The organism is Paenibacillus sp. sgz302191 (assembly GCF_057749925.1).
In genome coordinates this window covers 1-26,142 of record NZ_JBYLHY010000002.1, presented here as the reverse complement: position 1 = coordinate 26,142, position 26,142 = coordinate 1, and the positions used below count along the sequence as shown (strand labels likewise).

32 protein-coding genes are annotated in these 26,142 nt (G+C 38.6%); 30 read left to right on the top strand and 2 right to left on the bottom strand.

Features of this window, described 5'->3' with window-relative positions:
* Positions 1–101: 101 nt before the first annotated feature.
* From AC3G2T_RS02810 to AC3G2T_RS02710, 21 genes are all read left to right on the top strand, one after another.
* Positions 102–3,326 carry a hypothetical protein gene (locus tag AC3G2T_RS02810; RefSeq protein WP_488434460.1) on the top strand — a complete coding sequence of 1,075 codons (3,225 nt, stop codon included), beginning with the start codon at positions 102–104 and terminating at the stop codon, positions 3,324–3,326.
* 131 nt (positions 3,327–3,457) lie between these two features.
* Complete coding sequence (locus tag AC3G2T_RS02805; protein WP_488434459.1) at positions 3,458–3,628, top strand: hypothetical protein; 171 nt, start codon at positions 3,458–3,460, stop codon at positions 3,626–3,628.
* An 11-nt stretch (positions 3,629–3,639) separates the two neighbouring features.
* Positions 3,640–5,673, top strand: a complete 2,034-nt coding sequence (locus AC3G2T_RS02800; protein WP_488434458.1) for a hypothetical protein — start codon at positions 3,640–3,642, stop codon at positions 5,671–5,673.
* 671 nt (positions 5,674–6,344) lie between these two features.
* On the top strand, positions 6,345–6,473 hold the full coding sequence (locus AC3G2T_RS02795; RefSeq protein ID WP_488434457.1) for a hypothetical protein: 129 nt from the start codon (positions 6,345–6,347) through the stop codon (positions 6,471–6,473).
* Positions 6,445–7,710, top strand: a complete 1,266-nt coding sequence (locus AC3G2T_RS02790) for a DNA modification methylase (RefSeq protein ID WP_488434456.1) — start codon at positions 6,445–6,447, stop codon at positions 7,708–7,710. Before AC3G2T_RS02795 ends, AC3G2T_RS02790 begins: the two co-directional genes overlap by 29 nt.
* A gap of 17 nt (positions 7,711–7,727) precedes the next feature.
* Positions 7,728–7,895: a hypothetical protein gene (locus tag AC3G2T_RS02785; RefSeq protein ID WP_488434455.1), complete on the top strand. Its 168-nt coding sequence runs from the start codon at positions 7,728–7,730 to the stop codon at positions 7,893–7,895.
* Between the two features lie 178 nt (positions 7,896–8,073).
* Positions 8,074–9,144: an ankyrin repeat domain-containing protein gene (locus AC3G2T_RS02780; protein ID WP_488434454.1), complete on the top strand. Its 1,071-nt coding sequence runs from the start codon at positions 8,074–8,076 to the stop codon at positions 9,142–9,144.
* 136 nt (positions 9,145–9,280) lie between these two features.
* Entirely contained in the window at positions 9,281–10,006 is a 726-nt protein-coding gene (locus AC3G2T_RS02775; protein WP_488434453.1) for a transposase, read from the top strand.
* Positions 10,007–10,166: 160 nt separating this feature from the next.
* Positions 10,167–11,012 (top strand): tyrosine-type recombinase/integrase, encoded by an 846-nt coding sequence (locus AC3G2T_RS02770; protein ID WP_488434452.1) that lies wholly within the window; start codon positions 10,167–10,169, stop codon positions 11,010–11,012.
* A 167-nt stretch (positions 11,013–11,179) separates the two neighbouring features.
* Positions 11,180–11,458, top strand: a complete 279-nt coding sequence (locus tag AC3G2T_RS02765) for a hypothetical protein (protein ID WP_488434451.1) — start codon at positions 11,180–11,182, stop codon at positions 11,456–11,458.
* A gap of 20 nt (positions 11,459–11,478) precedes the next feature.
* The gene (gene terL / locus AC3G2T_RS02760) at positions 11,479–13,101 is read left to right on the top strand and encodes a phage terminase large subunit (RefSeq protein WP_488434450.1); all 1,623 of its coding nucleotides are present in this window, start codon (positions 11,479–11,481) and stop codon (positions 13,099–13,101) included.
* A 14-nt stretch (positions 13,102–13,115) separates the two neighbouring features.
* A complete protein-coding gene (locus tag AC3G2T_RS02755; protein ID WP_488434449.1) occupies positions 13,116–14,384 on the top strand; it encodes a phage portal protein in 1,269 nt (422 codons plus the stop codon).
* The gene (locus tag AC3G2T_RS02750) at positions 14,374–14,754 is read left to right on the top strand and encodes a cysteine-rich VLP protein (protein ID WP_488434448.1); all 381 of its coding nucleotides are present in this window, start codon (positions 14,374–14,376) and stop codon (positions 14,752–14,754) included. The genes AC3G2T_RS02755 and AC3G2T_RS02750 overlap by 11 nt, the downstream gene beginning before the upstream one ends.
* A gap of 402 nt (positions 14,755–15,156) precedes the next feature.
* Positions 15,157–15,774, top strand: coding sequence for a DUF4355 domain-containing protein (locus AC3G2T_RS02745; protein ID WP_488434447.1), 618 nt, complete (start codon positions 15,157–15,159; stop codon positions 15,772–15,774).
* Positions 15,775–15,799: 25 nt separating this feature from the next.
* Entirely contained in the window at positions 15,800–16,630 is an 831-nt protein-coding gene (locus AC3G2T_RS02740) for a phage major capsid protein (RefSeq protein WP_488434446.1), read from the top strand.
* 84 nt (positions 16,631–16,714) lie between these two features.
* Positions 16,715–16,870: a hypothetical protein gene (locus tag AC3G2T_RS02735; RefSeq protein WP_488434445.1), complete on the top strand. Its 156-nt coding sequence runs from the start codon at positions 16,715–16,717 to the stop codon at positions 16,868–16,870.
* Entirely contained in the window at positions 16,867–17,175 is a 309-nt protein-coding gene (locus AC3G2T_RS02730) for a phage head-tail connector protein (RefSeq protein WP_488434444.1), read from the top strand. Before AC3G2T_RS02735 ends, AC3G2T_RS02730 begins: the two co-directional genes overlap by 4 nt.
* Before the next feature lie 2 nt (positions 17,176–17,177).
* Positions 17,178–17,453 (top strand): hypothetical protein, encoded by a 276-nt coding sequence (locus tag AC3G2T_RS02725; RefSeq protein ID WP_488434443.1) that lies wholly within the window; start codon positions 17,178–17,180, stop codon positions 17,451–17,453.
* 10 nt (positions 17,454–17,463) lie between these two features.
* Positions 17,464–18,612, top strand: coding sequence for an Ig-like domain-containing protein (locus tag AC3G2T_RS02720; RefSeq protein WP_488434442.1), 1,149 nt, complete (start codon positions 17,464–17,466; stop codon positions 18,610–18,612).
* Between the two features lie 73 nt (positions 18,613–18,685).
* On the top strand, positions 18,686–18,817 hold the full coding sequence (locus AC3G2T_RS02715; RefSeq protein WP_488434441.1) for an SHOCT domain-containing protein: 132 nt from the start codon (positions 18,686–18,688) through the stop codon (positions 18,815–18,817).
* An 83-nt stretch (positions 18,818–18,900) separates the two neighbouring features.
* Positions 18,901–20,517 (top strand): recombinase family protein, encoded by a 1,617-nt coding sequence (locus AC3G2T_RS02710; protein WP_488434440.1) that lies wholly within the window; start codon positions 18,901–18,903, stop codon positions 20,515–20,517.
* 62 nt (positions 20,518–20,579) lie between these two features.
* Here the strand turns inward: AC3G2T_RS02710 and AC3G2T_RS02705 are convergent, their stop codons facing one another.
* Positions 20,580–20,879, bottom strand: a complete 300-nt coding sequence (locus tag AC3G2T_RS02705) for a hypothetical protein (RefSeq protein WP_488434439.1) — start codon at positions 20,877–20,879, stop codon at positions 20,580–20,582.
* A gap of 204 nt (positions 20,880–21,083) precedes the next feature.
* On the opposite strand from AC3G2T_RS02705, the gene AC3G2T_RS02700 reads away from it, so the two are divergent.
* The 7 genes from AC3G2T_RS02700 (at position 21,084) to AC3G2T_RS02670 (ending at position 24,186) form a co-directional block, all read left to right on the top strand.
* Positions 21,084–21,602, top strand: coding sequence for a hypothetical protein (locus AC3G2T_RS02700; protein WP_488434438.1), 519 nt, complete (start codon positions 21,084–21,086; stop codon positions 21,600–21,602).
* A gap of 60 nt (positions 21,603–21,662) precedes the next feature.
* A complete protein-coding gene (locus tag AC3G2T_RS02695; protein WP_488434437.1) occupies positions 21,663–22,070 on the top strand; it encodes a hypothetical protein in 408 nt (135 codons plus the stop codon).
* A gap of 47 nt (positions 22,071–22,117) precedes the next feature.
* On the top strand, positions 22,118–22,372 hold the full coding sequence (locus AC3G2T_RS02690; RefSeq protein ID WP_488434436.1) for a DUF7660 family protein: 255 nt from the start codon (positions 22,118–22,120) through the stop codon (positions 22,370–22,372).
* A gap of 52 nt (positions 22,373–22,424) precedes the next feature.
* Positions 22,425–22,682, top strand: a complete 258-nt coding sequence (locus tag AC3G2T_RS02685) for a hypothetical protein (protein ID WP_488434435.1) — start codon at positions 22,425–22,427, stop codon at positions 22,680–22,682.
* Positions 22,683–22,761: 79 nt separating this feature from the next.
* Entirely contained in the window at positions 22,762–23,052 is a 291-nt protein-coding gene (locus AC3G2T_RS02680) for a hypothetical protein (protein ID WP_488434434.1), read from the top strand.
* A gap of 71 nt (positions 23,053–23,123) precedes the next feature.
* A complete protein-coding gene (locus AC3G2T_RS02675; RefSeq protein WP_488434433.1) occupies positions 23,124–23,501 on the top strand; it encodes a hypothetical protein in 378 nt (125 codons plus the stop codon).
* Between the two features lie 259 nt (positions 23,502–23,760).
* Positions 23,761–24,186: a hypothetical protein gene (locus AC3G2T_RS02670; RefSeq protein ID WP_488434432.1), complete on the top strand. Its 426-nt coding sequence runs from the start codon at positions 23,761–23,763 to the stop codon at positions 24,184–24,186.
* A gap of 102 nt (positions 24,187–24,288) precedes the next feature.
* On the opposite strand, the gene AC3G2T_RS02665 is transcribed toward AC3G2T_RS02670, so the two are convergent.
* On the bottom strand, positions 24,289–24,507 hold the full coding sequence (locus AC3G2T_RS02665) for a helix-turn-helix domain-containing protein (RefSeq protein WP_488434431.1): 219 nt from the start codon (positions 24,505–24,507) through the stop codon (positions 24,289–24,291).
* Positions 24,508–24,932: 425 nt separating this feature from the next.
* On the opposite strand from AC3G2T_RS02665, the gene AC3G2T_RS02660 reads away from it, so the two are divergent.
* Positions 24,933–25,724 carry a DUF4062 domain-containing protein gene (locus AC3G2T_RS02660; protein ID WP_488434430.1) on the top strand — a complete coding sequence of 264 codons (792 nt, stop codon included), beginning with the start codon at positions 24,933–24,935 and terminating at the stop codon, positions 25,722–25,724.
* Between the two features lie 18 nt (positions 25,725–25,742).
* Positions 25,743–26,051, top strand: a complete 309-nt coding sequence (locus tag AC3G2T_RS02655; protein WP_488434429.1) for a hypothetical protein — start codon at positions 25,743–25,745, stop codon at positions 26,049–26,051.
* Positions 26,052–26,142: the final 91 nt, after the last annotated feature.

The window sequence follows — 26,142 nt, the reverse complement described above, 5'->3', positions numbered from 1 at the left end:
TTTCGCAAAACGAGATTTTGTCACAGACACATCTCTGCTTAAGTCATGCATTTTTTATTAATTATTATATCATACTTTACTTTAACTTGGGGGTAAAATAGTTGAAACAAAAACAATGCAAAGTATATAGGTTTGGACGAGAATGTATCTCTGAAGGAGCAATAACTACTGAAAATTTAGATGCACATCAAATTACATTGACCGATAGCTTTCTCCTCTTTGCTTTTGAATGTTATAAGAATGAGAGATTGATGGATGGGCAACTCATAACGGAACTCATCAAGGTTATGCTCCCCCACTCAGAAGAAGCAGCCAAACTTGAATGGGAGCATGGATTAACCTTCAATGGTTATCGATACTATGCGTGGTTTGCCACAACTGGCGGTATGAAAAAAGAAGAACCGACTGGCAAGTGTGAAACGATATTCATTCGAGAGGATTATCGAGCTTTTGCAGAAGAGTTTGAGGATTTAATTTCTTTAGGGAAGTTTAAGGAAATCGAAGATAGCAAAGAAAAAATCTGCATCAATAAAGATATCCTCAGCCGAATATCCTTAGCTGTTAGCAGTTGTTATATCGCAGGAGCTATGCCTGATTTTATTGTATTGCCCCAACCTAAACACAGGATAATCAAGGATTATAAGACTGTGGGGAAGTTTTCCAAGCAGGTCGATGGTAAGACATGGATAGATTATACATTGGTAAACTATCCTTTCAATAAAGATATTGACGTTTTCGATGGAGGCTCCATTGCCACTCCAAAAGTATTTTCACAAATTGGGGAAGCATTGGGGTTGGATTATTCAGCCGAATTTGCCATCATCAGAGGTTACGGAATTGGCATCAAAGGTATGATTACAAAGTTTGATATTATCGGATATTTGAATGCCACCTATACGGAGGATACGGCATATTGCAGAAAAGTAAACGGCCAATTTCAACTATTGGATATGTGGAATCAGTGGCAAACCGTAACGGACAATACGATGCTATTGAACGAGAGTATGGTCAAACTGGCTACATATTATGACTCCAACAAAGGCGAGAACATGAGTACCTATAAGCAAAGACTCGCTACAGTTGATCCCAAGTATAAGGATATCATCGGTAAACTCTATGTCACAAAGGTTAATAAACGAGATGCGGACATTGAAAATTACAGACGAACCAATTATCAATTACTCAATGCGCTGGCATTAAGCAAGGCCGATTATTTTGAATTAATAAAAAACGAAGTTAGGTCTTATAAGAAAATTCTAAAGCCATTCGATAAATCCAGCGACAAGGATGAATGGACAATCCATATCGATGCGATCCGATTGTTTTTCAAGAATATCGTCAAAAACGACAATGAAGACAGCATGGAGTTTCAGGATGAAGTGAGGAGCATGAGTCAGAATGTCGCCACAAAGTGCGAAGAGCTGCTTCATATATCTGAAGATTTTGTGAAGTTGCGCTATGTCAGGGCGACTCTCGCCAGACTGATCGAAAAGAAATGCCGAGAAATGGCTAGCGGCAAATTTACAGTGAAAGCGAAGTATCCATATATCGCTGTATGCCCCCTCTCCTATCTCAATTGGGCGATCACTCGCCATCAAGGGAGTAACGGACTTCAAGCTGGAGAGTTCTACAGCGCAGATTGTCATTATGGAGATACAAGAACAATCGCAAGGAATCCATTGTGTGCCTATTCCGAAGTTCATAACGTATCATTTGTCAGACATGCAGAATTGGATAAATGGCTGAGTCCTTGTCGTGAAATCATTTACTTCAATCAGCAATCGGATATATTGGCGCTCATGTCATCGGCAGATACGGACGGAGATGCTTGTACGGTAATTGATAACGAAATCATCAAGAATGCAGTCGTTGTTCCGAAAGATGGCAAGTATTTCATCAATAAAGATGATGGACATAAAGAGTTAATGGCATATAACTCAGCTAACAGGTTCCTGGCTACCTATAAAGCAAGTGGTAACTTGATCGGAAAAATTAGCCTAAAAGCAGCCAGTATTAATTCCAACAGCCAAGCAACGCCAGATTACTACGACATGCTGAACGATAAATTCTTCTTTTCGTATGAGCTGAACGACATGGAGATTAAGAAAGACTACGTAAAAGGTAAACTTGACAGCGGTGAATGGGTTACGACTTATCGAGCAAGTGAGCAGCATAGAGAGCTTATTCGGCAGCGGTTCTTTGAGAATGAAAAGGACATCTATGCTGTGCTGTATAATGCTATGGTCAGCATAGATGCTCCGAAGACGCTCTACTTCCCAAGTTCCGCTGATATGGAAATGATCAATAAGAAGTATGGCCGGAAGGCATATTTTTTGCAGTTTCGTGAGAATAAAGAAGATGTCGATCTCAATCAGTATGAGTATACCTATGGGCTATTGGATCATTTTACAAAAGAAATCAAGAAGCAATTATTGAACGACATTGATGCTATGCAGACGGAGTTTGCTAACCGAGCGCAACTCATACAGGAAAAACTAGTTAATGGCGATTACAACGTAAACGATTATGTCGCCTGTTCCGCGGCGATTGGTGAACTTTATAACGGATATACAGGTGAAAGAGAAAATGCCGACAAGCAAGCTTCTAGCAGAAAGAGAATGCAGGATAAGAAAAGAAAACAAGAGGAAAAACGTGGAACCTGGGATCAACATAAGGACGAAGAATATGATGCCATGATCAAGCAAATCAAGGCTGAAAAGTATCAGAAGTATAAAGAAATTGACGCCACGTATATCGTCCTGTCCGATGCAATCATGGGGAAATATGACATAGCGACAGTAGCGAATGCAATCGCCAATTTGGAAAATTGTACAGAGAATTTCATCATCACTCTCTTCTATCCCGTGTTTGAGTATCTCAATCAGAAATTACAGAACAATCGGTATGGATACAGAAAAGATGCAGATGGGAGCATTTCGTATTTGGGCGAACGTTATGTGAAAGTTCCCATCGGTGTTGTTGAGAATAGCAACATCGTGAAGAAGCTTCATGTCGAAGAGAAGACAAGGTTGAAGGTAATTAGCATTAAAGCTGACATAAGAGCTAGGGTGCTGGAGAAGTCAGTCATTCCATTCATTGAATCTGAATTAAAGAATCAGCAATATATCGAATTTGGTATTCAGGCGGATGCTGGAAAAGTGATATTGTCGAGAGATGATAAAAAAATGCTGGAGGTATTTCCTGATTGGATACAGATCAAAGCGTATAACCTGCTAACATGCAGCAGCGTCAAAGTTGAAATTTTGGTTGATGTCGCGAAGACCAAGAAAAGTTTAAAGTTAACTGTAACTGAGATCCATGTATAAGGTGGGCAAGCTTACACTAGGGTCACTAACACTTTGTGTTAGCTCCCTCGTGCAAGTCGTCCCGACCCATTGTTGTGAAGTATCATTCAAATTTACAGATACTCAAATTGAATCAAAGGAGGGGAAACGATATGAACTATTTTTACTGTTACGATGGTCAAATGATGCGGAAATTGCAGGATAAAAATATCCGATACATTACTCGCGCTTTAACTATCGATAAACATCAGAAATTTTGGCTGTATGAAATTAACAATGAATTTCAACAAGCATTAAAGGAAATTAAGCATATACAAATGTAAGGAGTGAGTCTGTGGTAGTGAATCAACATAATGAAATTGAGAAAATGTTTGCATATCTAGATAAAGACCGTCAAGGGAACTTGAATATGGATGCATTTAAAGAAATCAGCAACGTATTTCTTAAATTGTATGATGAATACAAAATTCAATTTGCACAATTTTCAAGCGGCATGGAACAAAATGGGAAAGTTTCTTGGGTTTGTGACGCTAGTATGGGACATGGTAAGTCAACCGTTTTAGAATGCTTCTTGAAATGGTTAATAGACGAGCCGAAACCAAGACAGCGTGCTCCAGTTTTACTGGTCATTCGAGAGAAATTGGAAGCTGAAAAATTAGCAGTCAAATTGAATGAATTTAAGGCTAATTCCTGTTTGAAATTAGATGCGGAGAACAGGGAAACCATGGAAAAGTACGTCAATTTATATCAAGTTATCATTATCACACATAGCCGTTTGGACAATTTAGCGTTAGGAATGGGTAAAAACCGTCTATACAAAGTTTGGGAGCAATATGAAACCATTGATTGGGCGTTTGGTGGCACGAATGAACCGAAGTTGATCAATAAGAGCCACCGTTTATTAATTGTAGATGAAAAACCTACGTTTGTGAATGCAGCTACTTTTGATGTCGGTCAAGCTAATAATTGCCTCAAATGGTTCGACAGTATCATTAAGGATGAAAATGCTGATCCTGTTTCCATGCAATCTATTCGGACTTATATCATGATGCTGATGCTTGAACAATTGGAGAAAAACCCCACAACTGTTACGACAGCATTAGCAAGCCGGTTGGATAAACAAACTGACAGACATAAACGATTAATAAATCTCATTGGAAAAGCAATAAAGGATAGAAAAATGGCCGATCTTAATGAGTTCAAAACGATGAAATTATTTAGCAAGCTCTTACGTAAAGATGGTATCGGGCGTATTGACCGCTATAAAGAAAAATCCAGAATCGGGATGAAAATAATCGTATCTGAAAAAATTGATTACAGTAAACTTGGATTAAACATGCTTGTTCTGGACGGTACTTGTCATGCAAATAAGATACAATACCAAATGTCTAATTTTAAATTACAGCATGTAAAAAATTTCAACAACTATGCACGATTAACGTTACATCAGCGTGGAATAAAAACGAGTGCGAGCGCAAGAACAAAGGAAAGTGAATCCGTACAGGAAACAATAGCGAATGATATCAAAAAACTTCGCTCACAGTATGGAGATCAAATGTTTATTATTCCATTGGACTCGGATATTGAAAAATACCGCAAATTCGAGGTTTATTCAAAATCACATTTGAAATACTACGAGGATACCAATCAATCTAAGAAAATTCATTTATTGAATACAACAGGAAAAAACTATCTCCTTACTTACAAATCACTGTATTTGACTAGCCTTCCCAGAATGCATCCAGATTTCTATAAAGAGATAGGAATTGCATTTTACGGCGATGATTTGAACCTAGAATTTAATGAGGACAATCATTCTTTAAAATGGTTTGCTGATCATCGACTTGATGAGATTTACAATGGAATGATCTATGCCGAATTGTTGCAAATCATCCATAGATGTAGTTTGAGAGTTATTGAACCGTCACGTTTAAATGATGAGATTCATATCTACATTGCGTTTGACGATTCTAATGGTAGTGATGTCCTAGAGTTTATACAACCGTTTTTATATAATATGAATTCGTTATACTTGTTTAAGCAAGCAGAGGTTGAACGTGCGAATTTGAATAATATTATAAACTATGGTGTTAGGGATGGCGCGGAAGAATTTATTCGAAAATCCGACGAGTGGATTAAGAATAATGTTTCGACCATAAGGAATTCATTCAGGGAAATTTTAGTGTCCGAAATAGGTAAGAAATCTGACGGTGATGATAAATTAGGAGAGAAATTCAGGAAGTTCATTCAAAGACATAAGGGCAAATTGGATGAGTTAAACGAAGTATTCAATCAGTATGGATATCAAATTAAAATGGGCGAGAATCCTAAAGGTAGACCAGCATATGTTTTACGCTCATGTCATTGAAAGTTTACCATGTTTAATGGCACGAGTTTCCTCTATATAATAGAAAAGGAGAGCCATTACATTTATCGAGATGATGCATTCCGAAAAATCCAATTCAAGAATCTTAACTTGCACACTTTTCTATAATAATATATATAAGAAACAGTGCAAGTTGAGAGATTTAACTTAGCCGCCCATGGGGTTGGGTGTGGGAGGGGAAACGGCGGCAGCAATTTATAAACGTAGCAAAGCGGAGTGAATAAATTGGTGGAGTGTTCCCCTATCCCACAGAGTCATATGTATAAATTTTGATTATTATTTTTTCATTTAATTATTCTTGATCATTCCATATGTATGGGCTTGTCAGCCCGTAGATAGGCAATTGTGTGATGGAAAAATTTTGGTTTATCATATGTTGTCAATCAAACAATTGAATGAATAATTGGAGCCGTATTCGTATGGCTCTTTTTTGTTGTTTAAAATTTGGAAAGTGTCATGTCCCCTTTCCCTACCCAAAAAGAGGTGAGCAAATGAGCAAATTGAAATGGTACAACAATTTAAAATATTGGACATACCAGATGCAGTATGATGATTTAAAATGGCGATTCAAGAAGTCAATTTAGAAAATGAACATTTATGGGAACTCTAGCCGAATGTTAGGGTTCTTTTCTATTTGGAGAGGAGAAGGAATTATGGATATTTTACTATTATTAGCGAATTTGTTTGGAATCGTTGTCATCATCATTGTTTTGGAAGAAGTATATAAAGGAATTAGAGGGTTGGTGAGATGGATTGGAAATAAGATGGCTAGACGTAAATAGGCTAATACCCTACGTAAATAATGCAAGGGACAATGAGAAGGCCGTAGATAAGGTTGCGTCAAGTATTCAGAATTATGGATTCAAAAATCCAATCCTGATTGACAGTAACCATGAAATTATAGCTGGTCATACTCGCCTATTAGCTGCTAAGAAACTTGGGCTGAATGAAGTCCCGACGATCCTGGTGGATGATTTGACGCCTGAACAGGTGAAAGCCTTCAGAATCGCTGATAATAAAACGGCTGAATATGCAGAGTGGAATTTTGAATTGTTGGCTCAGGAGATGCAAGAATTAAAATCGGCTGATTATGACTTGAGTTTGACTGGCTTTGACTGGTCGGAAGCTGAGAAATTGCTGGATGAATTTCATACAAGTGATGATCCAGAGGAAGATGATTTCGACGTTGATGAGGCATTACCAGATGATCCAATTACACGTAAAGGCGATGTTTGGTTATTGGGGAAGCATCGGCTCATTTGCGGAGACAGTACGAATGAACATGATATGGCAACATTGATGGATGGTAAGAGAGCCCGATTGATCGTCACTGATCCCCCTTACAATGTGGATTATACAGGTAAGACGAAAGATGCGCTGAAAATTGAAAACGATAAAATGGGCAATGATCAATTTTATGAGTTTTTATTGGCTGCTTATACAAGAATGTATGAGGTTGCTGATGATGGAGCGAGTATCTATGTGTTTCATGCGGAAACGCAAGGCATTAGTTTCCGATTGGCATTTAAAGCTGCTGGATTTAAATTATCTCAATGTTGCATTTGGGCGAAGCAGACAATGGTGCTCGGACATTCTCAATATCATTATATGCATGAGCCAATTATTTTTGGATGGCGTCAAGGAGCTGCTCATTACTGGAACTCGGATAGGAAGCAAACTACCCTGTGGCAATTTGATCGTCCTTTCCGAAGTGAGCATCATCCAACTTCAAAACCCGTTCCCCTTATCTCCTACCCTATCAAAAACTCAAGCAAAATTGGTGATATTGTACTTGATCCATTTGGTGGCTCAGGTTCGACTTTGATTGCATGTGAAGAGACTGATCGGATCAGCTATACATGTGAGTTAGACCCGAAATATGCAGATGTGATTGTTAAGCGGTATATTGCCCATATTGGTAGCGATAGTGAAGTATATTTGATTCGGGATGGTGTGAAGTATGGGTATCAGGATGTTGTTGCTGAGTCGGCTAAGTCAGAGGTATCATGTGCTGACTAAACCGAAAGGGTGATCCTATGGACAAAGCGAAGATCAATATGGTGCTTCAATTTTTACGAGATATGCGGATGGAAAGGGTTAACGTACTTGGGGAAGATGAAGCCAAGGAGGATAATGAGCAGATTCAAAAGGTGATTGAGGATATCGAATTGTTTTATGAATGGGAGTTGCAGGGTCAGGAATAGGGGCTGAGAAATCAGTCCTTTTTATGTTACAGGGAGGAAGTATGTACCTTTTTGTTGAAAATAGATAAATCGGCAAAGCTCGTGTTTAACGTTCAAGGCAGGATAGATTAATTAGAGAGTCAAATTGTTTACCAATGCATAGCATCTATATGAAATAAAAATTGAGGGTGAACACTCCATGATGAATCAAGAATTGATAAATGCGTTCAAAAATAAAGATATTGAGATTGTTAAAACATTAATATCTTCAGGTATCGACTTGAATTATCGAGCCCCGGGAACTGCTACATACTTAGATTACAGTTGGTGTGGATTTCGCGAGTATGACTTTGAAATAGTAAAGTTGTTGATTGACAATGGAGCGGAACTTAATGAATCACACTCCCCTGCAATTGTTTGTGCATCTAGAAGGGGGAATATTGAAGAAATACAATATGTACTAGACCGAGGAGCGAACATTAATGCAACATCTCATGTGGGAACATCAGCTTTATGGCACGCTTCTTATGATGGAAATATTGATTTAGTGAGGTTTCTGCTTCGCAATGATCTAGATATTCATAAACACGGAGGCATTGCCCTCCAAGTTGCGTCATCAAGAGGGAATCGGGAGATTGTCCAACTGTTGGTGGAGGAAAAAGCTAATATCAACTATCAAGTGTTTGACAAACACTCGGATGAATCCAATACTCCTCTCCATTATGCCGTTCTATTTGGACATTTAGAAATTGCTGATTTCTTATTAAAAAATGGTGCAGATCCTGTATTAAAAAACCATTTTGGTTATCGTCCGTACTCCCTAGCAAAAAAACAAAAAAATAAAGAAATAATGGATTTAATAGCTTTTTATGAACCAAAAGAACTGCATGATTTGGATAATAAGATAGCAGAAATTAAAAGTGCGGGGTTGCCAACTGTAATCATAAAAGGTCTCGGTGAGAAAAGAAAACGTGTTGAACTTTCCGACTCGAAATATATAAATTATATCGAGTTTTGTTCAATCATGGATGTTACAGAGATAGAGTTTGAAGGTACTAAGATGTTAAATCTTCTATTTGAAGTTGATGCGTATGATTCACTCGGATTTTTGGTGTGGATTCCATCAATGAAAGTGCTTGGAAGCTATGATGTTGAACACCAAAAAATGGTGATTCTCCATAATGTAGATTGGAAAAAATTTAATAAGTCTCCAAGTGTGTTTATTGACCACATTTTCGATGGTACATACGAGATTGATGAAGAAGACTGAATAAAATAGTCATGCTTGTTCTAACGAAGAGTTGAATGGATGCAATGAATTTGAAACAAAACAACTATATGTAAAAATATAAAACCAGTCTATGCAGTAATTGCATAGGCTTTTTTGTATTGGAGGTGAGGTGATTATGGCAAGAGAAAAGAACCCAAAGAAGCCAACCAAGTATGAATTGAACGTGTTACCGCGTCTGGATGAGATCAAGCAATGGGTCAAAGAAGGCATAACGGATGAAGAGATAGCTGTCCGGCTGGATATACACGTTTGGACAATAGGTGACTATAGAAAGAAGCATCCGAAATTTGCAAAAATAATGGAACGTCCATCGAAATATGAAACCCATATTGTACCGCGATTTAACGAGATTCGAGATTGGTGCCAAGAGGGATTAACCAATGAGCAAATGAGTGAGAAATTAGGCATCCATCCTGCATCGTGGTATGAGAATACCAATAAGCATCCCGCGTTTGCCGAGCTAATAAATTGGAGCAAGTCTGTTACTATCAATCGAGTGGAAACTTCACTTTTTAAATTGGCAATGGGTTATGAATATGAAGAAATCAAAACTATTGTTGAAGAGGACAAAAATGGCAAGAAGCGAACCCGTATCGAGAAGATTAAGCGCCATCAGCCCCCTAACCCTACAGCGATGATCTTCTATTTAAAGAATCGCGCTCCAAATGAATGGAGTGACCGCCGCGAGATTGTTGTCGATACGAAAACACTGGAGCAGCAACGCAAGCAACTATTCCTTGATATGATCGAATCTGATGCAATAGAAGCCGAAGGTGAATTACTGGAGGAATCGGTCATGGTAGACGATGGATTCGAGGAGCCGGATGACGATACTCCTTAAGGTTATGTCGTCACTAATTCGATAGATAAACGCCAGTTTCAGCCCGAATAATCCTCCAAAATCGCCCATTTACACTGCATAAGATAAGTTATGTGAGTCTTGACTCTCTCCCCTGCCCCACGCTATCATGTGACACAATGATGCGAAAGGTGGGGGCGCTATGCCGTATTTACAAGGGTTTGAGGCGTATTTACGGAGTAAGGATCGGAGTGAGAATACGATTTCCTGCTACATTCGGGATACGTTGCAATTTGTGGCTTGGTATCGAGGGAAAACGGAGTATGGATTAGAAAAATTAATTGAACTGGATGGCGTAGAATACAAAAAGTATCTGCAAAGTACCGACCAAGCTGTTATCACGATCAACCGCAAGATAGCCAGCATTAACGTATTCTGTCAGTGGATGCACAAACAAGGCTATATACAGGAAGCCATACATATTGAAGCGATTAGAAACAAGGATACTAGACAATATAAAGGATTAGAAGATAAGGATTTGTGGAAGTTGAGAAATGAGATCCATCGTTTTGGTAATCGCATGCACATTTGCATGATTGAAATATTAATTGGAACCGGCATACGAGTAAGTGAATTGGTCGGCATTAGGCTGAAGGATATTGACCTGTCCGAACGTAAAGGAACATTGATGGTATATGGCAAGGGAAACTCCTTCCGAACGATACCGATTAATAAGGAAGCGCGAAAAGCGATAACGAGATATTTGGAAGTCCGGCCAGAATGTGAATCCGAATATTTATTTATCGGGCAGCGCGGCGCATTAGAGCGGAATGCAATTAACTTGATATTAAACAAATATGGTGATCGGGTAAATGTGAAGGTGACTCCCCATATGCTGCGCCATACTCTGGCGTATAGGTTAGTAAAAACGACTCCTCTGACGACGATTCAGCAGATACTCGGCCATGATCATGTATCAACGACGAATATCTATACTTTGACTACACAGCAGGATATGGAAATGGCATTGGCGAATATTGAGTGGTGATGAGCCGCTCTTTTTGTCGTTGTCATGGGAGGGGTACTTCTAACGGTGAAACTGGAGCCGCCAGCAGGTGGTGCAGAAATTTTTTTGATGATTTTAAGGAGAAAGTACAACTATTGAGAAGTTTTAGTTGTCCTAAAATAGGGTGAAGATTAGAGGGGGTAAATAGCTTGATTGTGAAGGTCGATTTTGGAATGCACCAAGAGTTTATTTATATCGCAGATGAACTGGGGGAACGAATTGAACTACTACAAAAGGAGTTTCTTGAATGGCTATATAATAAAGAAATAGATCATAAGTATTGGATTTATAGGGATGGATGTAAATGGGGTGTTAATTATAGAGCATCCGCTTTTGTAGGGTGGTTAAATGATAAGATGACGGTAGCCAAGGAATCCATATTACTTGAAGGTAAGCAATTTCCTTCAACAAAAACCATTTATTTTTAAAAATCTAATTCATCGACATAATGAAAGGAGCCAAAATCATAGAGTTTTTAAACACAGAACAACAACGGCAGAACGCATTACTCAGACACTATATGGAGAAGCACTTCAAGCCAGCTAAAATCAAGCAACTGGTCGAAACCTTTTCCTTCTCCGAACTTCGTAAATTAATTGGTGAAATAGACATTGAATTTTTTGCCCTGTGCTATTTTCCGAAATACTTTGATCGAGAGTTTGGACAGTTTCACAAAGAGCTATTCATAGAGTTAAAACATATGCTTGCCAATGCAGGACTGATTACGGCTTTCGGACTCCCTCGGGAACATGGAAAGTCTACGATCAGTTCTTTTTTATTTCCGCTATATGCGACTCTTTATGATAAATCTCAGTTCACGCTCATTATATCTGCAACGGAGCAGATTGCCCTCCCCTTTCTGGATATGATCAAGGATGAGCTTGAAACGAATATGATGCTCATAGAGGATTTTGGTATCCGTAAAGGAAGCAGATGGAATTCGAATGAGATATGGCTTCGGAGTAAAAGTGGATTAGATTCTTGCATCATGATTCGTGGGATCGACGGTTCACTTCGTGGCATCCATTATAAGCATCACAGACCGACATTGGTTTTGATGGATGATCTACTCAAGGAAGATACAGCCCGATCTGAAACGAAACGTGAACAAATTAAAAGCACCTTTACAGATGTCATCCTCCCTATTGGTACGCGGGACACGAACATCTTAATCTGCGGCACAATTCTAAATGAAGAAGACTTGATGGCTGACTTACTCAAAGGGAAAATACCTGGTGTCAGAAGTATCCGTAAATCAGCAGTCATTCAATTTTCCGAACGTGATGATTTATGGAGTGAATGGGAAGCCAAATATAATAATTTGCAGGACGAAGACAGGGTTAACACAGCCTTGTCTTTTTTTCATGCCCATAAAGAAGTAATGCTCGAAGGAACCGAGATATTGTGGCCTGAATACCTCGACTACTATTATTTAATGTGCAAGAAACAGGCAATGGGAGAGAAGAGCTTCTATAAAGAATTACAAAACGATCCGCGCTCAACAGACGAGTACATTTTCCAAAATCTCATGTATTGGGAGAGTCTGCCTGAGTATGAGGAAATGGAGAATGCCATGTACATTGACCCCGCAATCAAAGCCGGTAAGAAAAATGATTACTCGGCTATCTCGATTATCGGGCAGCATCGAAAGACGAAGCAAATTTATGTGATTGACGGTAACGTGTATAAACTGCTGCCGGATGATTTGTTTCAAGTGGCAATTGAAAAGTTGAGCATATATCCAGTGGATAAGATTGGATTTGAAACGGTAGCTGCCCAAGATTATATGAAGCAAAAGTTTGAGGAAGCGCTATGGAAGGTTAGCATACGTAAGCACGTTGAAAGTGTAAACAGCCGTGGGCAGAAGCATGAGCGGATTATCAGCTTGGAGCCGGATATCAAGAAAGGACACATCCTATTCAATCCAGCTAACATCCAGTATAACAATCAAATTAAGGATTATAACAGGAATTGTAAATACGATGATGCAGTAGATAGCCTACATGGGGCAGTAAAAATGGCTCAAGAGGTTAAAAGTTTAAAGTTTTATGATCGAAATTTACTATTTTGAAAGGAAACGATGAAATGCAGATTACCGAAACGATGATTCAAGAATGTTTAAACGAACTCAATCGAGCAGCCATAGCGAAACAGAAATATTTTGATTACTACAACGGTCAACATGCGATTCTGAAGGATTACGCGATGCAGGAGAGCCGAAGCAACCGCAAACTGATATTCAACTTCCCAAGAAAATTCGTCGACAATGAAGTAGGATATCTCCTCGGCAAGCCAGTCAACTATGTATCAAAGTCGGATCACGATGAAATCACTCATAAAATGGATCTGCATATGAGCCATTGGGATAAGGAGCATAACATCAATCTGCGGAAACAAAGTGAAATATTCGGGGAGAGTTATGAGTTGAATTACATTGATTCCGATGGGCAATTTTCAGCAACGGTTCTCTCCCCGCTTAATGCTTATGTTTTAGAGGATGGAACCGCGGAACGAAACGTGCTATTGGGGCTACACAAGTTTACTCGACGATTTGATGACAAAGTTTACTTGGACGTTTACACCGACAATGAGATTTTACATTATGAAATCAGTAGTGAACTCCAATATATCGGCAAACATAATCACATCTTTGGAAGAGTCCCTCTTATCCCCTGTCCAGCCAATACGGAGAGGAAAAGCGGCTTCCAAGATGTGATTTCTTTGTTTGATGCGTATAATGCGCTCAATTCAGATTTGGTTAATGAAATTGCCGACCACAGAAATGCTTATTTGGTTATTGAGAATGCCAAGTTGGAAGCAGAGGACTTACTCAACATGAAGAAGATGGGCATTATTCAAGTTCCAGCGGGAGGTAAGGTTAGCTGGCTTACAAAAGAAATCAACGATTCGTTCGTAAAAAACGAATTGGACAATATTGAACGTAAAATCTTCGACATGATGGATCAGGTTAATTTTAATGAAAATTGGGCATCAAATACCTCCTCCCTTGCACTCCGAAACAAACTGCTCAATTTGGAGAATCGAGTAGCGATACGTGAAGCATTAATGGAAAAAGCGATCAAGCAGCGTCTACGAAATTTCTTCACGTTTCTGCATATAAAAGAAGGCGTTCAGTACGATTACCGGGATATCGCTGTGAAGTTCACCAGAAACTTGCCAACTGATTTGCCGGGAGTAGCTGATGTAATCGTGAAGCTGCAAGATGTGGTATCGCAGGAAACTTTGCTCACGCTGCTACCTTTTGTCGAGAATCCGAAGCTGGAATTAAATAAATATCACGCTGAACAGCAACGTTTAGCTAATGGAATTGGAGAAGTACAGCATGCAAAATAAAAACAAAATTAAACAACTCGTCAAAAATAACTGTGCCTCCTATCTGGGCGATAAACATGGCATCTCGAATTATTGTTGCTGGAAAGATGGCTCATGCGTATTTTTTAGACAAGATGATCAGCTAACAAGTTGCCGATATTTTGAAAATGGCGTGTTGCCAATGGATGAAAAGTTGGAGCGCGAATATAAGATGGAACGGAATATGGAGGTGGAGTCTAAGGCAGCCAAGCCAAAGGTTAATTGTAAGAAATGTGGTGAAACATTCTCGGCTAATTCTAACCGGCAAGCTTACTGTGAAAAGTGTAAGCAAAAGAATCGTAATGAAAAGTCCAAATTATGGATGAGGCAGATACGAAAAAAACAGGCTTAATGTTGTTCATTAGAGCTATCAAAAAGCCATATAAATCAAGGGGAAAATATAGGCAAAAATGAGGGTATGGTATGTTTGTACCTTTTCCTCGTTTTTATGATTTCTAAAGAACAACATTCCGTTGCCAGAAAAATCTCATCCAAAGCAATCGAAATGACGGGTGCGGCAGATACGACAAAAGCAAGCTTGATGTTGTTCATTAGGCGCATCAAAAAGCATTATAAATCAAGGGCAAAATATAGTCCAAAATGAAGGGTTAAGGGATTTATACCTTTTCCCCATTTTTACAGTTTCTATTGCGTAACATTCTTGTCCTGAGTATGACGTTAAACTGCTCCAAAATAAAAATCATGCGTGTTCGGTTCAGAAGAGTCGAATGGGCTATAAAGGAGATTAATGAAAATGAACGTTAATGAGGTTAAACAATTTATCGAGGACAACAAATTAAATGAGGAATTGCAATCGTATCTTCAGGGCTTGAATCCTTACAGCGTTGAAGGTATCGAGCAATTCATCCAATCCGACAAGGAAGTCAAGAGTTGGTTCGACAGCACCGTCGATAAGCGATCAGCAAAGTCATTAGAAACGTGGAAGTCAAATCATCTGGAAAGTTTACTGGATGCGGAAATTAAGAAACGTTTTCCTGCAAAGGATGAAAAAGAAATTGAAGTCGAGCGTTTACGTGCCGAAGTGGAGAACATGAAGCAAGAAAAACTCCGTGAGCGATTAACGAATCAAGCCATCAAAATAGCCAGCGAAAAGAAACTTCCACTCTCATTAGTGGATTTTTTTATTGGCGCAGATGAGGATAGCACGACAACAAATCTGGATGTACTCGAACAGTCACTCCAATTGGCGGTTCAGCAGCAAGTCGAACAACGGCTTAAAGGCGACGGCTATACGCCTCCTGCTGATCCAACAGGGAAGACATTCACGATGGATGCCATCAAAAGTATGTCCCAAGACGAAATCAATAAGAATTGGGAACAAGTCAAACAAGCCTTACAAAACAAACAATAAAATGAAAAGGACAAGGTGAAAACATATGTCAGTACAAAATTTTATTCCAACCATTTGGAGCGCACGTTTAAATGAAAGTTTTAAGAAAAATCTCGTTTTTGGAAATTGTGTCAATCATGATTACGAGGGCGAGATCAAAGGACAAGGCTCCACGGTTAAAATTAATTCGATTGGTGCCGTAACCATCGGTAACTATAACAAATCTACAGGCATCGGTAATCCGGAAGAACTTGACTCTACGCAAAAAAATCTGGTCATCGATCAGGCGAAGTATTTTAACTTTCAAATCGATGATGTAGATAAGGCTCAAGCCAATGTTAATCTACTGGATGGCGGGATTGTCGAAGCATCCTATGGACTCGCTAATGTGGTCGATCAATATATTGCTGGATTTTATACGGAGGTTAAAGCTGGCAATACCATTGGTAACGATACGACGCCGATTGTTCCGACGAAGGACACAGCTTATGATTTACTTGTTGATCTGGGCGTCATTCTCGATGAAAACGATGTACCCGAAGGAGATCGTTTTGTCGTGGTTCCTGCTTGGTACTACGGCCTCCTTGTCAAAGACCCTCGCTATACGAAAGATGCTAATGTGATGCGAACAGGCTTTGTCGGCAATATCGATAATATGGCGGTTTATAAATCCAACAATGTGCCTCATACAGCGGGAGCCAAATATAAAATCATCGCCGGTCATAAAAGTGCCATCTCATTTGCAGGACAAGTGGATTCAGTGGAGGCTTATCGTCCTGAGAAGCAGTTTTCCGATGCCCTCAAAGGCTTGCAGGTGTTTGGAGCAAAATGTATCAAACCTGAAGCATTAGCTGTGCTTACGGCAAACAAGTCATAATCGAGAACTCATTATATATAGAAGAAACACGTTCGGGGTGTCCGTCTTGGATGCCCCCATTTTCATTTCAGGAGGCTGATGTACATGTGGTTTTTAAATAAAGAGACAGGATTAAAGTGGGAAGTTGTGGATCAGGAATTAATGCTTCGATTGCAGGCCAACGCCAACTATGAACACATAGATGAACCCAAACAAGAAACGAAACAGACTAAGCGCAATGAGAAAGAGGTTACGATATGAATGGACAATTAGATCTGATGAAACGGCTGCTTGGCATAGAATTAACGGACGTTTCGAAAGACGACATTCTCGCGCATTACTTGAACAAGGCTAGAAGTAATATTCTTGGCTACTGCAACATTGGCCTCCTCCCTCCTGCTTATGACGAAGTAGTTGTCGATTATGCGGTATACCTGTATAAAAATAAGGATTCAGTCGGTCTTACGGACAAACAGGAAGGTGAACGCTCAGCCAAGTACGAGCCGGGTATTCCAGAAAGTATTCGACTCGCCCTTCCCCTGCCAAAAATACAAGTGGGCTATTGAGCATGTTCAATGATACAAAACTGGAGATTCTGGATTCAGTCAATTTGGCAATGATAAAAACAATTTATGCAGATGTGCAGCCACATAGTAAAAGCATCTCTTATGAAGATGGATATACGTTAGAAATCACTCATCGAGCCTTTTGCGATCAGGCATCTGGTTTACACTGGAACAGTTACGTCCGAATTGCCGATCACATTTTCATCATCTTGGACTTGAAGGAATGGAGCGATTATCTGGAACTGTATTTGTATCGTTGTAAGCCAGACTTTGCATAGGAGGAAACTAATGACACGAAGCATAGAACCTTTGCTGGACTTTTTCCTTCGAGAGAAAGGTGAACCTGTACATATAAACGGCGTGCAACAGTTAGCGCTAATCCGGGATGCAGACAATAACATACAGTCAACTGATGAGAAAATCATCCGAACTGTAACTCTCTTACATACTGGTGATTTTATTGATTATCGGAATGAACGTTATTTAATCACAAGTGAAATAGATCGTAATGAACATTCGTATCGCGGCAGAATGCGTAAATGCAATTATAGCATCGCATTTAACTTTCAAGGCAATGTGAAATGGTTTGATGCCCTCGTAGAAGGGAAGACATTTTCAATTCATGATGAAACAGTGATATCGATACCCGAGGGGAATATTAACGTTTATTTGCAGGATAGCGCCGATACAAGGGATATTGTGCTAAGCCAGCGCTTCTACAATACGCATCAGCCTTTTAAAGTGGTTGGCATAGATCGTACTGTAAAAGGGATGATCCAACTAAGCTGCATACTGGATTTAAAATTAGTAGAAGATGACGTAGATAATAACATAGCTGAGCGCTGGAAATATGAGATTGCTCATAACTACGAATTAACGATAGATAATGGAGCGACAGCAAGTGTGCTGATCCATGATACTTTACAGTTGAAATGTACAGTTACGGACAATGGCTCTCTTCTCCCCCATGCACCGATTGCCTTCACTTCAAGCGATCCGAATGTAATCAGCGTGGATCATCAAGGCAAGGTTACGGGGCTGCAAATTGGGCAAGCGACAATTACTGCAAAACTGACCTATCATCCAAACGTTCAGGCTGAGATCCAAATTACAACAGTTGAGGCTCTGACGCATAATTATTCAATTTCGATAACCGGCAATTCAACAATAAGAATAGGTCAAAGCGGTTCTTACATCAGCCATGTTTATGATAATAGCAATGAGGTGTTTGATCAGTCGGTGCAATGGAGTATTCGAAACCAGGATAACTCCACACCTATTATGGCGACAATTACGGCAAGTACAGAAAATAGCATAACGATTAGAGCAGGAACTTCATCCAGCTATGTGAACAAATACATCGTATTGTCTGCCACCTTATCGAGTGACCCAACTGTAACAATTGAGAAGACGATTCAACTTAAAAGTCTATTTTGATTTCATACATATTCGGCTTGCCCTTTTGGGTAGGCCATTTTTTATTTTCAATTATAAAAGGAGCCAATTACATATGAAGAAAAAATCCATCGACTACATGCTCAGCTTGAGCCTACTCAAACAACTGAAATCCCAAAATCTAATCACCGAAGAAGAGTTTTTGGAGATCGATTTATTGAATAAAAAATCCTTCAACAGCCCGTAGATTGGGTTGAAATGGACTTGATGATGTGCCGGGACAATTATAACATGTGACTGCAAAAGGAATATACGTTAAGGGGGAAATGTATGGCAAAAGTATTAAAGAAGGTTGTTGTCGTACCAATTAGGACATTAGAGACACTGGATGGGATTCAGCAGATTCAAAAGAAACGAGTCGCAGCATATTGCAGAGTCAGCACGGAGCATTTGGAGCAAAAGGAAAGTTACGAGAACCAGCTACGACATTATACGAAATATATTCAAAATAATGCGGATTGGGATTTCGTAGATGTCTACGCGGACGAGGGGATTTCGGGTACTGGAACCAAGCATCGAACCGACTTTAACCGAATGATACCGGATGCTAGAGATGGTAAGATTGATTTGATATTGGTCAAATCGATATCGAGATTTTCAAGGAATACATTAGATTTGCTCAAGTATGTGCGCGAACTGAAGAGTCTGGGCGTAGCTGTCCTATTTGAAAAAGAAAACATTAACACACTCGAATCTTCCGGCGAAGTCTTCCTGACGATTTTCAGTTCCATTGCCCAAGACGAGAGTCGGAACATTTCCGAAAACTCACGTTGGGGTATTCTGAAAGGATTCCAAAACGGCAAAGTATTCTGCAACACCACTCGCTTCCTTGGCTACGATAAAGACGAACATGGCGAACTGGTCATTAACGAAAAAGAAGCCGCGATTGTACAGCGCATCTACGAGGAGTATCTGGAGGGCAAAAGTTACGAAGCTATCGCCAAAGGCTTGATGCGAGACAAGATCAAAACGATCACCGGCGGCGATAAATGGTGGGACTCTTCAATCACGATTATACTCACCAATGAAAAATATTACGGAGCCTTGCTTCAGCAGAAAACAGTCACAGTTGATTTTCTCACCCATAAGCGCATCAAAAATCACGGACAAGAACAGCAATATCTCATTGAAGATAACCATGAGCCAATTATCTCCAAGGAAATGTTCGAAGCGGTGCAGAAAGAAAAAGAGCGCCGCGCTATGCTGAAGGGCAATACAATGGGCAAACGTAAAAAATACTCCAGCAAATATGCACTGAGCAGCAAAGTGTTCTGCGGATGCTGCGGAGCCAACTTTAAACGGCGTACATGGAACAGCAACAACGCATACAAAAAAGTCGTATGGCAATGCAGAACTTATGTCAATGAAGGTAAAGAAGCATGTGCTGCCAAGGCGGTTGATGAACATGTGCTACAGGATGCATTTGTGCGAGTGTTTAACCGAATGCATGAAAATAAAGATGGATTTATCCAAACACTCAAAGCAAATATTGAAACAATCTTGTCCAAGCGATCAGGCCATGAGCCACTGCTTCAATTGGAGCAGAACATGGAGCAACTAAAGACCGACCTCAAGGGATTGGTAAATTTGAAGCTTCGGGATCAGATTGACGAGACGGTGTACAATGAAGAAAACGCTCGGATATCCCAAGAGTTGGATACACTTCGTCAGAAGAAAGCTCTCCTTGAGAAAGACATCGATCAAAAAGCCCAAATTACACAACGTGCTCATGAAATCATACAAGTAATGAATGCGCGGCAGGATTTATTAGAACAATTTGACGATGACGTATTCCATGCGCTGGTTGAGAAGATAACCCTTCTCTCGCCAGCGCATTTTGTTTTTACCCTGAAAAGTGGACTAGAGATGGAAGAAATCATCGAGTAACCTAAAGTCTCAAGTATCCAACAGCGACAGATAGCATGGGTCGATTCCATGCTGTTTGCTCGTTAATATTCCAGACGATTCTTGTTCAGATACAGATTTATTTCCTTCATCATCCCCATGCCATCCTTAACCCCTCTCAAATAAAGCCATTCCTTTTCAGCCGATTGCTGATATTGAACAGCCTCCTCCCACTCCAGCACAATCACCAAAGCAGATTCATCTACTTGGCTTTTCAAACTCGTTAGCAATTTTGAAGACTTTTTGATTAATGGGACAATGTGCTCCTGCTGCTCCACGATGAGCGATACATCATCAAACCTCTGACGTAACCCCTTAACAACCCATTCCGGCCAATCTTCCATGTGTCTCTCCCCTTCCCTTCTTCGAGTGTGTGTATGTTAACTCTGATGGGACGGGATGGCAAGTTCATTTTAATAAACAATTCCTCATTCATTCTTCAGACATATGGTATAATTTTACTACTTGCATGAGTATCACTCAAGGCGGGCTTAAAGGTATTAGATTCTATTTGATGAGAAAACTTGAAATTGAAGGCGGTATTTATATTGGGGAATTATGTTACAAACGACTCGATAGATAGTAATTTTAGTATGAGTAATGGAGGGTTCACAGTTTTTCTTACTGTACTAGGTTTAAGTGGCTCTGTTCTTGCTACTACTAAAAAAGAAATGGAATTAATATTGTGGTTATTGGAACACGATATTGAAGTAAGAGGTCTTGGAAATGGTGGTTTTGATGTAGCTGAAATGCCTTGGGAGCATACTAATTTTGATACTGAACAAGGGTTTTTAATTGATGTAATTAAAGGTGCAAAATCTAAATTGGGATGGGATAAATTAAATTATAATCCTAATGAAGAATTAGTATTTGGGTTTCTCAATAATTTCATGGAATTAATATCAAAATTTGACTCTGAATATATTGATGATAAAGAATATCGCGAATGGATTAGTGATAGCATTGCAGATTATACTTTTAATCCTTCAGAAGGATATCAGAAATGCGATAGACACGGGATTCTACTTCACTTTGGTGGTTGTATTGCTTGTAATGATAAGGCATAACAACACCACACTAAAACAATTAGATGAAAGCACGATTTTATTTGAAGGAGAGTGGGATATGTGAATGAGGAAAAACATGTTGAAAGCGAATCTTCTAATAAATCGTTTATTTGGTGCTTGATTGGAAACATCATTCAGGAAAGATATTATGGCGAAAATAAAGAAATAAAACAAGGAACAAAGAAATTCAGTCCAAATGCTAAAGTATACTGCTTTCCTCCACTTTGGGGTGATGGCTATGAAGAAATAAAAGTTATTGGCAGGACAAAGAGAAGGAAGAGTTTTCAAACAGTCATAACTTCCTCTAAATACATAACAAATTGGCGACTTCAAAAAGTATATGAGCCATTTATTATCAGGAAAATGAAGGAAAGTCGTGGTTGGACTGATTCGGAAGAATCAAAAAAAAATATTGAAGAAATGTTAAAATGGCTACCAAAAATAACGATGAAAATCAAAAAACGGTGATTTTCTAGATAAATGAGCAATTTAGCAATTTGATTGCGGAGGGTTATATGCTTCTATATAAAATGATACATGAAATAAGGTCAAAAGAGGATTTCATTAAGTTTCTTTCCGCCCTTAGGAAGGACTTAGCTACAAGTAACGACGATTGGGAAAATCCAACGTTAGAAAGATACCTTGAAAATGTGGAAGCATGGATAGGAACAATGGATAGTTACTATAACAATACTAATCAACCCATTCCAGAGCAACCATCATGGAAGATGCTTGCTGATATTCTATACGCATCAAAAATATACGAGTAATAGGACATAGAATTTATAAGAAACCCTATAGAAGAGGTTGGAGCATTATAACATGACAAAAAAAACAAAATTCTTATCGTATGGCGGTTCTTTACTCTACGCAATAATCGTTTATTTACATATTGGATATAAGTGGCAATTCCTCGCTTTGTGTTTAATTTCACTCTTATTATCATTCTTGGTTGATGAGCCAAGTAAAACTTACATTAGAAAATTAATTAAAGTGTTTCTTTTTATTCTATTTGTTGGTTCATTAATGTTTATTGCAATTGCTTTATTAATGGTTTTAGCAAAGTATTTGTTCAAATAAAGAGCAATTTTATTCGTTGGGGATGATTCGTGAATTTATGAAAATGTTATGGTGCTGGCGATGCAATAGTGAAATGCCCATGTTAGAAGAAGATGAATACACAAGGATATATGAACTTTATGGGGAATGTTTCAAAGCAACAAAAGAATTTAGACAAGAGCATAGTCTGCCACTTGATAAGATTTCGATGAATGAGAGATTTAGTCCTGTTGTTAGGGAATATGAGAAAATAACAGGGATTGCAGGGGTGCATCATAATGCAATAATGCACCATAGGTTTTCGCTTTATGGAGAGCCATGCAAATATTGCGGAAAACCATTAAGAACGCCTAGTGCGAAGCTATGTGCCAAATGTGGCAAGTATAAATAAAACATGGATTTCATTCTGCTAAGGTCAGGATAAAAAGTGTCTTATTTCACCAATAATCAGGAAGTGACGAAATGAAACTTATCGGTAGTAAAACTGAACAAGACTTTAGACGGCAGTTAATAAAATCGAATGAAGCTTTGTTTAATGAACAAGCTGGAAATAAAACAGAAATAAAGACATTACGAAAACATTTTCCTAACATGATTACAGTATATGTAATAGATTGGACACCTGAACAAGCCGAGGATATTTATACATATCTCATTAACACTGATATAGTTGCAATTATTGAGACTGATCGATTAGATTCAAGTTCTGAACCAATTATTAAAACTATGATGCTTTCAGAATATATGAAAGGTAAAAGTAAGATTAATCGTATAAAAATAGCTGTAGCTCTGGAGTTGGCTCGAAGTGATTTGAAACGAAATGAAAGGCATGAGGGTTGAAATTAATGGATATTTCATTTCAATAAAAGAGAAGTTTTATCGAAGTGAAGGCGGCTAAAAATGCAGTGGGATAGACTACCAGTAAAAACTAATAGGGCTAGAGACATGGAGTGGCCTATGGTTCCACATTTTTCAACAATATAACTGCGAAAATTCTTGCGGATGTGGTATAATTTTACTAATTGAGCGAGTTGTGGATCGCATAAGAAACCTTAAATAAAATTAGAACTCGTATTCAAATGCGAAAAGAGGGGCTTATATGTATCTTGATAGGGTTAAAGAAATCCAAGATGAGATAGTTAGCGTTGCTCAAAATGCCCGTACATATAGAAAAGCCGTTGAGCAAGATGCTGCATATGAAATCAAAGATGTATCCAGACAAATAGTTATTAAAAGGCTTGAAGCATTGAACTATTCAGATGTAATTTTGATTGAATCTGTTATGTACATAGGTCGTGACGAATATATTCTTAAAGATCGCTATGAGAGTCTTAATGACTACTATAGAGAAGTAGAAGAGTTCTATGAGCGCTTTGACGCAAACAAAGCCTTAGGGAGCATATATAAGTTTCTTGAAGGCAAAGATACAAAAGAGATTGTTATTGATCATATGCTTGCTAAGATGCCTTTTGCTGATTATTTAGAACAGGGTCTGCATGTGTTAAAAGTTAGGCGAATCGTATAAATAGATTATTTATCGGGGTTGTATCATGAAGGATACTCTAAAATTCGTCTTTCATGTGTGTCTGGAGCTATATTAGTTTGTGATCCTTTTTTGTAAGAGTATTTAGCATAACGCTATAGTAAATTTACAATAAGTACTAAAGTACAAACAAGGAGTAAAGTTGTGAAAATCAAAAAAATTAACATAAAAAATTGGAGATCTATCGGTGAGCAGCCAGGTGTATCCCTCGACCTTGGAAGCAAAGAGTTCACCCTCGTATATTTTCCTGTAAATTGTTCGTGGCGAAAGGTTCAAATAATAAGCCACTTCTTCAATCGTCATTAACCTGTCGGATATCACCCCCTAGAATTGCTCGGTTACATTATAAGAAGAAAGATGTCATGGTTTAACAAAGATTGAGTAAAGATCTCAACCGCAAATATCTGTAAATAATGCGAGAAAGCGAAGGTAACCATTTAGTCTTTCTTAATGATGGAATCTAGTGATTTTGGGTACATGGTAATAATCGAGATTGCTTCGATTTGGTTATAAAATTGCCTCCTCGCAAATTTTCTTTCATAGGTATTCAATTCTAATTTTTTTTGTGCGGAGCTAACAAGGGAAAAGTATATTTTTTTGATAAAAACCCAAATCATTAGGTACTGGCTACCACCACCCAAGGGTGATTGATACCTTCCTTAAAGGGGAATAGAAAAACATGACGAATAAATGTAGTATATATCGAATGATGTAAGGGAGTGGGTTTAATGCCATTTAGCGCAAATGTATATAAAGTATTGATTGCGTCTCCTTCCGATCTGAAGGAAGAAAGGAAATTGATTACTAATGTAATAAATAATTGGAACGCAATTAATTCTGAAGAGTATTTGATGGTGCTTCTTCCCGTAAAATGGGAAACACATTCGTACCCTGAACTTGGGGATAGGCCACAAGGATTGCTAAATAAACAATTTGTAGATAGCTGTGATATCCTTATTGGTTCTTTTTGGACGAGGATTGGTTCCCCAACAGGTGTAGCTGAATCGGGTACTATTGAAGAAATAGAACTTATGCGCAGTAACGGAAAAATGGTAATGTTATATTTCTCATCGTTACCAGTTGAGCTTGATTCAATCGACTTTAAGCAATTAGAAGCGCTAAGAGCATATAAAAATAGTTTAATGAGTAAAGGGCTATTGGAAACTTACGGGTCATTATCTGAATTGGAAAAAAAGATAACTGACCATCTAACTTTTGTAGTAAGAACGCTACAAAGTAAAAAATCTCAATCCAGTGTTCCCCTCTCCCAACTAGTCGAAGAATATTATGAAAAGTGGAACGAGATAAAAGAGAATTCACCTTCTGCAGTAGCAATCAAGGACTTCCTTGGTAAGTTTAGAGATGGTATTGAAAATGCGAATCTAAGCAAAATTAACGGGCAGGAAGTTCTTCTTACTATTAAGAATGCTCAGTCTTTCATTATTACCGATATAGATTCACAACGAAAACTATCTAAAGTTATTGATGCAATTTTTTCGGAATTGAATGATACGTTGTGAAAGGCAGGGTAACTAGATATGAAGGTAAGTAAGTTGGGGTCTTCAGAATTTATCTTCAATATTTTTTCTGAGGTGTTTGGAAGTAATTTATCTAAGTTAGAGGAAAAAACACTTCATAAATTTATAAAATATGTCGAGGTGGGAAAAAAGAAATATAGCAAAACAAAAACAATACTTTATAAAGACAAGCCAGTTCCATTGCAAGATTTTTATATTGATATTACTCTAAAATGTGAAGAAGATTTAATTGATTCAAGCCATCTTAGTTCCATTCTTAGTATAAATAATTGCGGCTCTTCGCTCTACTGGATGGGTAATGCCACATAAAATAGGATCATAGTTACCTCGGCAATTACGAGTTTCTTAAAAAATGGTATAAAAGGGAAAAGGGTTAGAGACGGATTTAGGACCTGCGTGC

Coding starts and splice junctions, on each gene's coding strand:
- AC3G2T_RS02805 (WP_488434459.1), top strand. CDS start 3,458: ATGAACTATTTTTACTGTTACGATGGTCAAATGATGCGGAAATTGCAG.
- AC3G2T_RS02795 (WP_488434457.1), top strand. CDS start 6,345: ATGGATATTTTACTATTATTAGCGAATTTGTTTGGAATCGTTGTCATC.
- AC3G2T_RS02785 (WP_488434455.1), top strand. CDS start 7,728: ATGGACAAAGCGAAGATCAATATGGTGCTTCAATTTTTACGAGATATG.
- AC3G2T_RS02780 (WP_488434454.1), top strand. CDS start 8,074: ATGATGAATCAAGAATTGATAAATGCGTTCAAAAATAAAGATATTGAG.
- AC3G2T_RS02775 (WP_488434453.1), top strand. CDS start 9,281: ATGGCAAGAGAAAAGAACCCAAAGAAGCCAACCAAGTATGAATTGAAC.
- AC3G2T_RS02770 (WP_488434452.1), top strand. CDS start 10,167: ATGCCGTATTTACAAGGGTTTGAGGCGTATTTACGGAGTAAGGATCGG.
- terL (WP_488434450.1), top strand. CDS start 11,479: ATGAAAGGAGCCAAAATCATAGAGTTTTTAAACACAGAACAACAACGG.
- AC3G2T_RS02755 (WP_488434449.1), top strand. CDS start 13,116: ATGCAGATTACCGAAACGATGATTCAAGAATGTTTAAACGAACTCAAT.
- AC3G2T_RS02750 (WP_488434448.1), top strand. CDS start 14,374: ATGCAAAATAAAAACAAAATTAAACAACTCGTCAAAAATAACTGTGCC.
- AC3G2T_RS02745 (WP_488434447.1), top strand. CDS start 15,157: ATGAACGTTAATGAGGTTAAACAATTTATCGAGGACAACAAATTAAAT.
- AC3G2T_RS02740 (WP_488434446.1), top strand. CDS start 15,800: ATGTCAGTACAAAATTTTATTCCAACCATTTGGAGCGCACGTTTAAAT.
- AC3G2T_RS02735 (WP_488434445.1), top strand. CDS start 16,715: ATGTGGTTTTTAAATAAAGAGACAGGATTAAAGTGGGAAGTTGTGGAT.
- AC3G2T_RS02730 (WP_488434444.1), top strand. CDS start 16,867: ATGAATGGACAATTAGATCTGATGAAACGGCTGCTTGGCATAGAATTA.
- AC3G2T_RS02725 (WP_488434443.1), top strand. CDS start 17,178: ATGTTCAATGATACAAAACTGGAGATTCTGGATTCAGTCAATTTGGCA.
- AC3G2T_RS02720 (WP_488434442.1), top strand. CDS start 17,464: ATGACACGAAGCATAGAACCTTTGCTGGACTTTTTCCTTCGAGAGAAA.
- AC3G2T_RS02715 (WP_488434441.1), top strand. CDS start 18,686: ATGAAGAAAAAATCCATCGACTACATGCTCAGCTTGAGCCTACTCAAA.
- AC3G2T_RS02710 (WP_488434440.1), top strand. CDS start 18,901: ATGGCAAAAGTATTAAAGAAGGTTGTTGTCGTACCAATTAGGACATTA.
- AC3G2T_RS02705 (WP_488434439.1), bottom strand. CDS start 20,879: ATGGAAGATTGGCCGGAATGGGTTGTTAAGGGGTTACGTCAGAGGTTT.
- AC3G2T_RS02690 (WP_488434436.1), top strand. CDS start 22,118: ATGCTTCTATATAAAATGATACATGAAATAAGGTCAAAAGAGGATTTC.
- AC3G2T_RS02685 (WP_488434435.1), top strand. CDS start 22,425: ATGACAAAAAAAACAAAATTCTTATCGTATGGCGGTTCTTTACTCTAC.
- AC3G2T_RS02680 (WP_488434434.1), top strand. CDS start 22,762: ATGTTAGAAGAAGATGAATACACAAGGATATATGAACTTTATGGGGAA.
- AC3G2T_RS02675 (WP_488434433.1), top strand. CDS start 23,124: ATGAAACTTATCGGTAGTAAAACTGAACAAGACTTTAGACGGCAGTTA.
- AC3G2T_RS02670 (WP_488434432.1), top strand. CDS start 23,761: ATGTATCTTGATAGGGTTAAAGAAATCCAAGATGAGATAGTTAGCGTT.
- AC3G2T_RS02665 (WP_488434431.1), bottom strand. CDS start 24,507: ATGACGATTGAAGAAGTGGCTTATTATTTGAACCTTTCGCCACGAACA.
- AC3G2T_RS02660 (WP_488434430.1), top strand. CDS start 24,933: ATGCCATTTAGCGCAAATGTATATAAAGTATTGATTGCGTCTCCTTCC.
- AC3G2T_RS02655 (WP_488434429.1), top strand. CDS start 25,743: ATGAAGGTAAGTAAGTTGGGGTCTTCAGAATTTATCTTCAATATTTTT.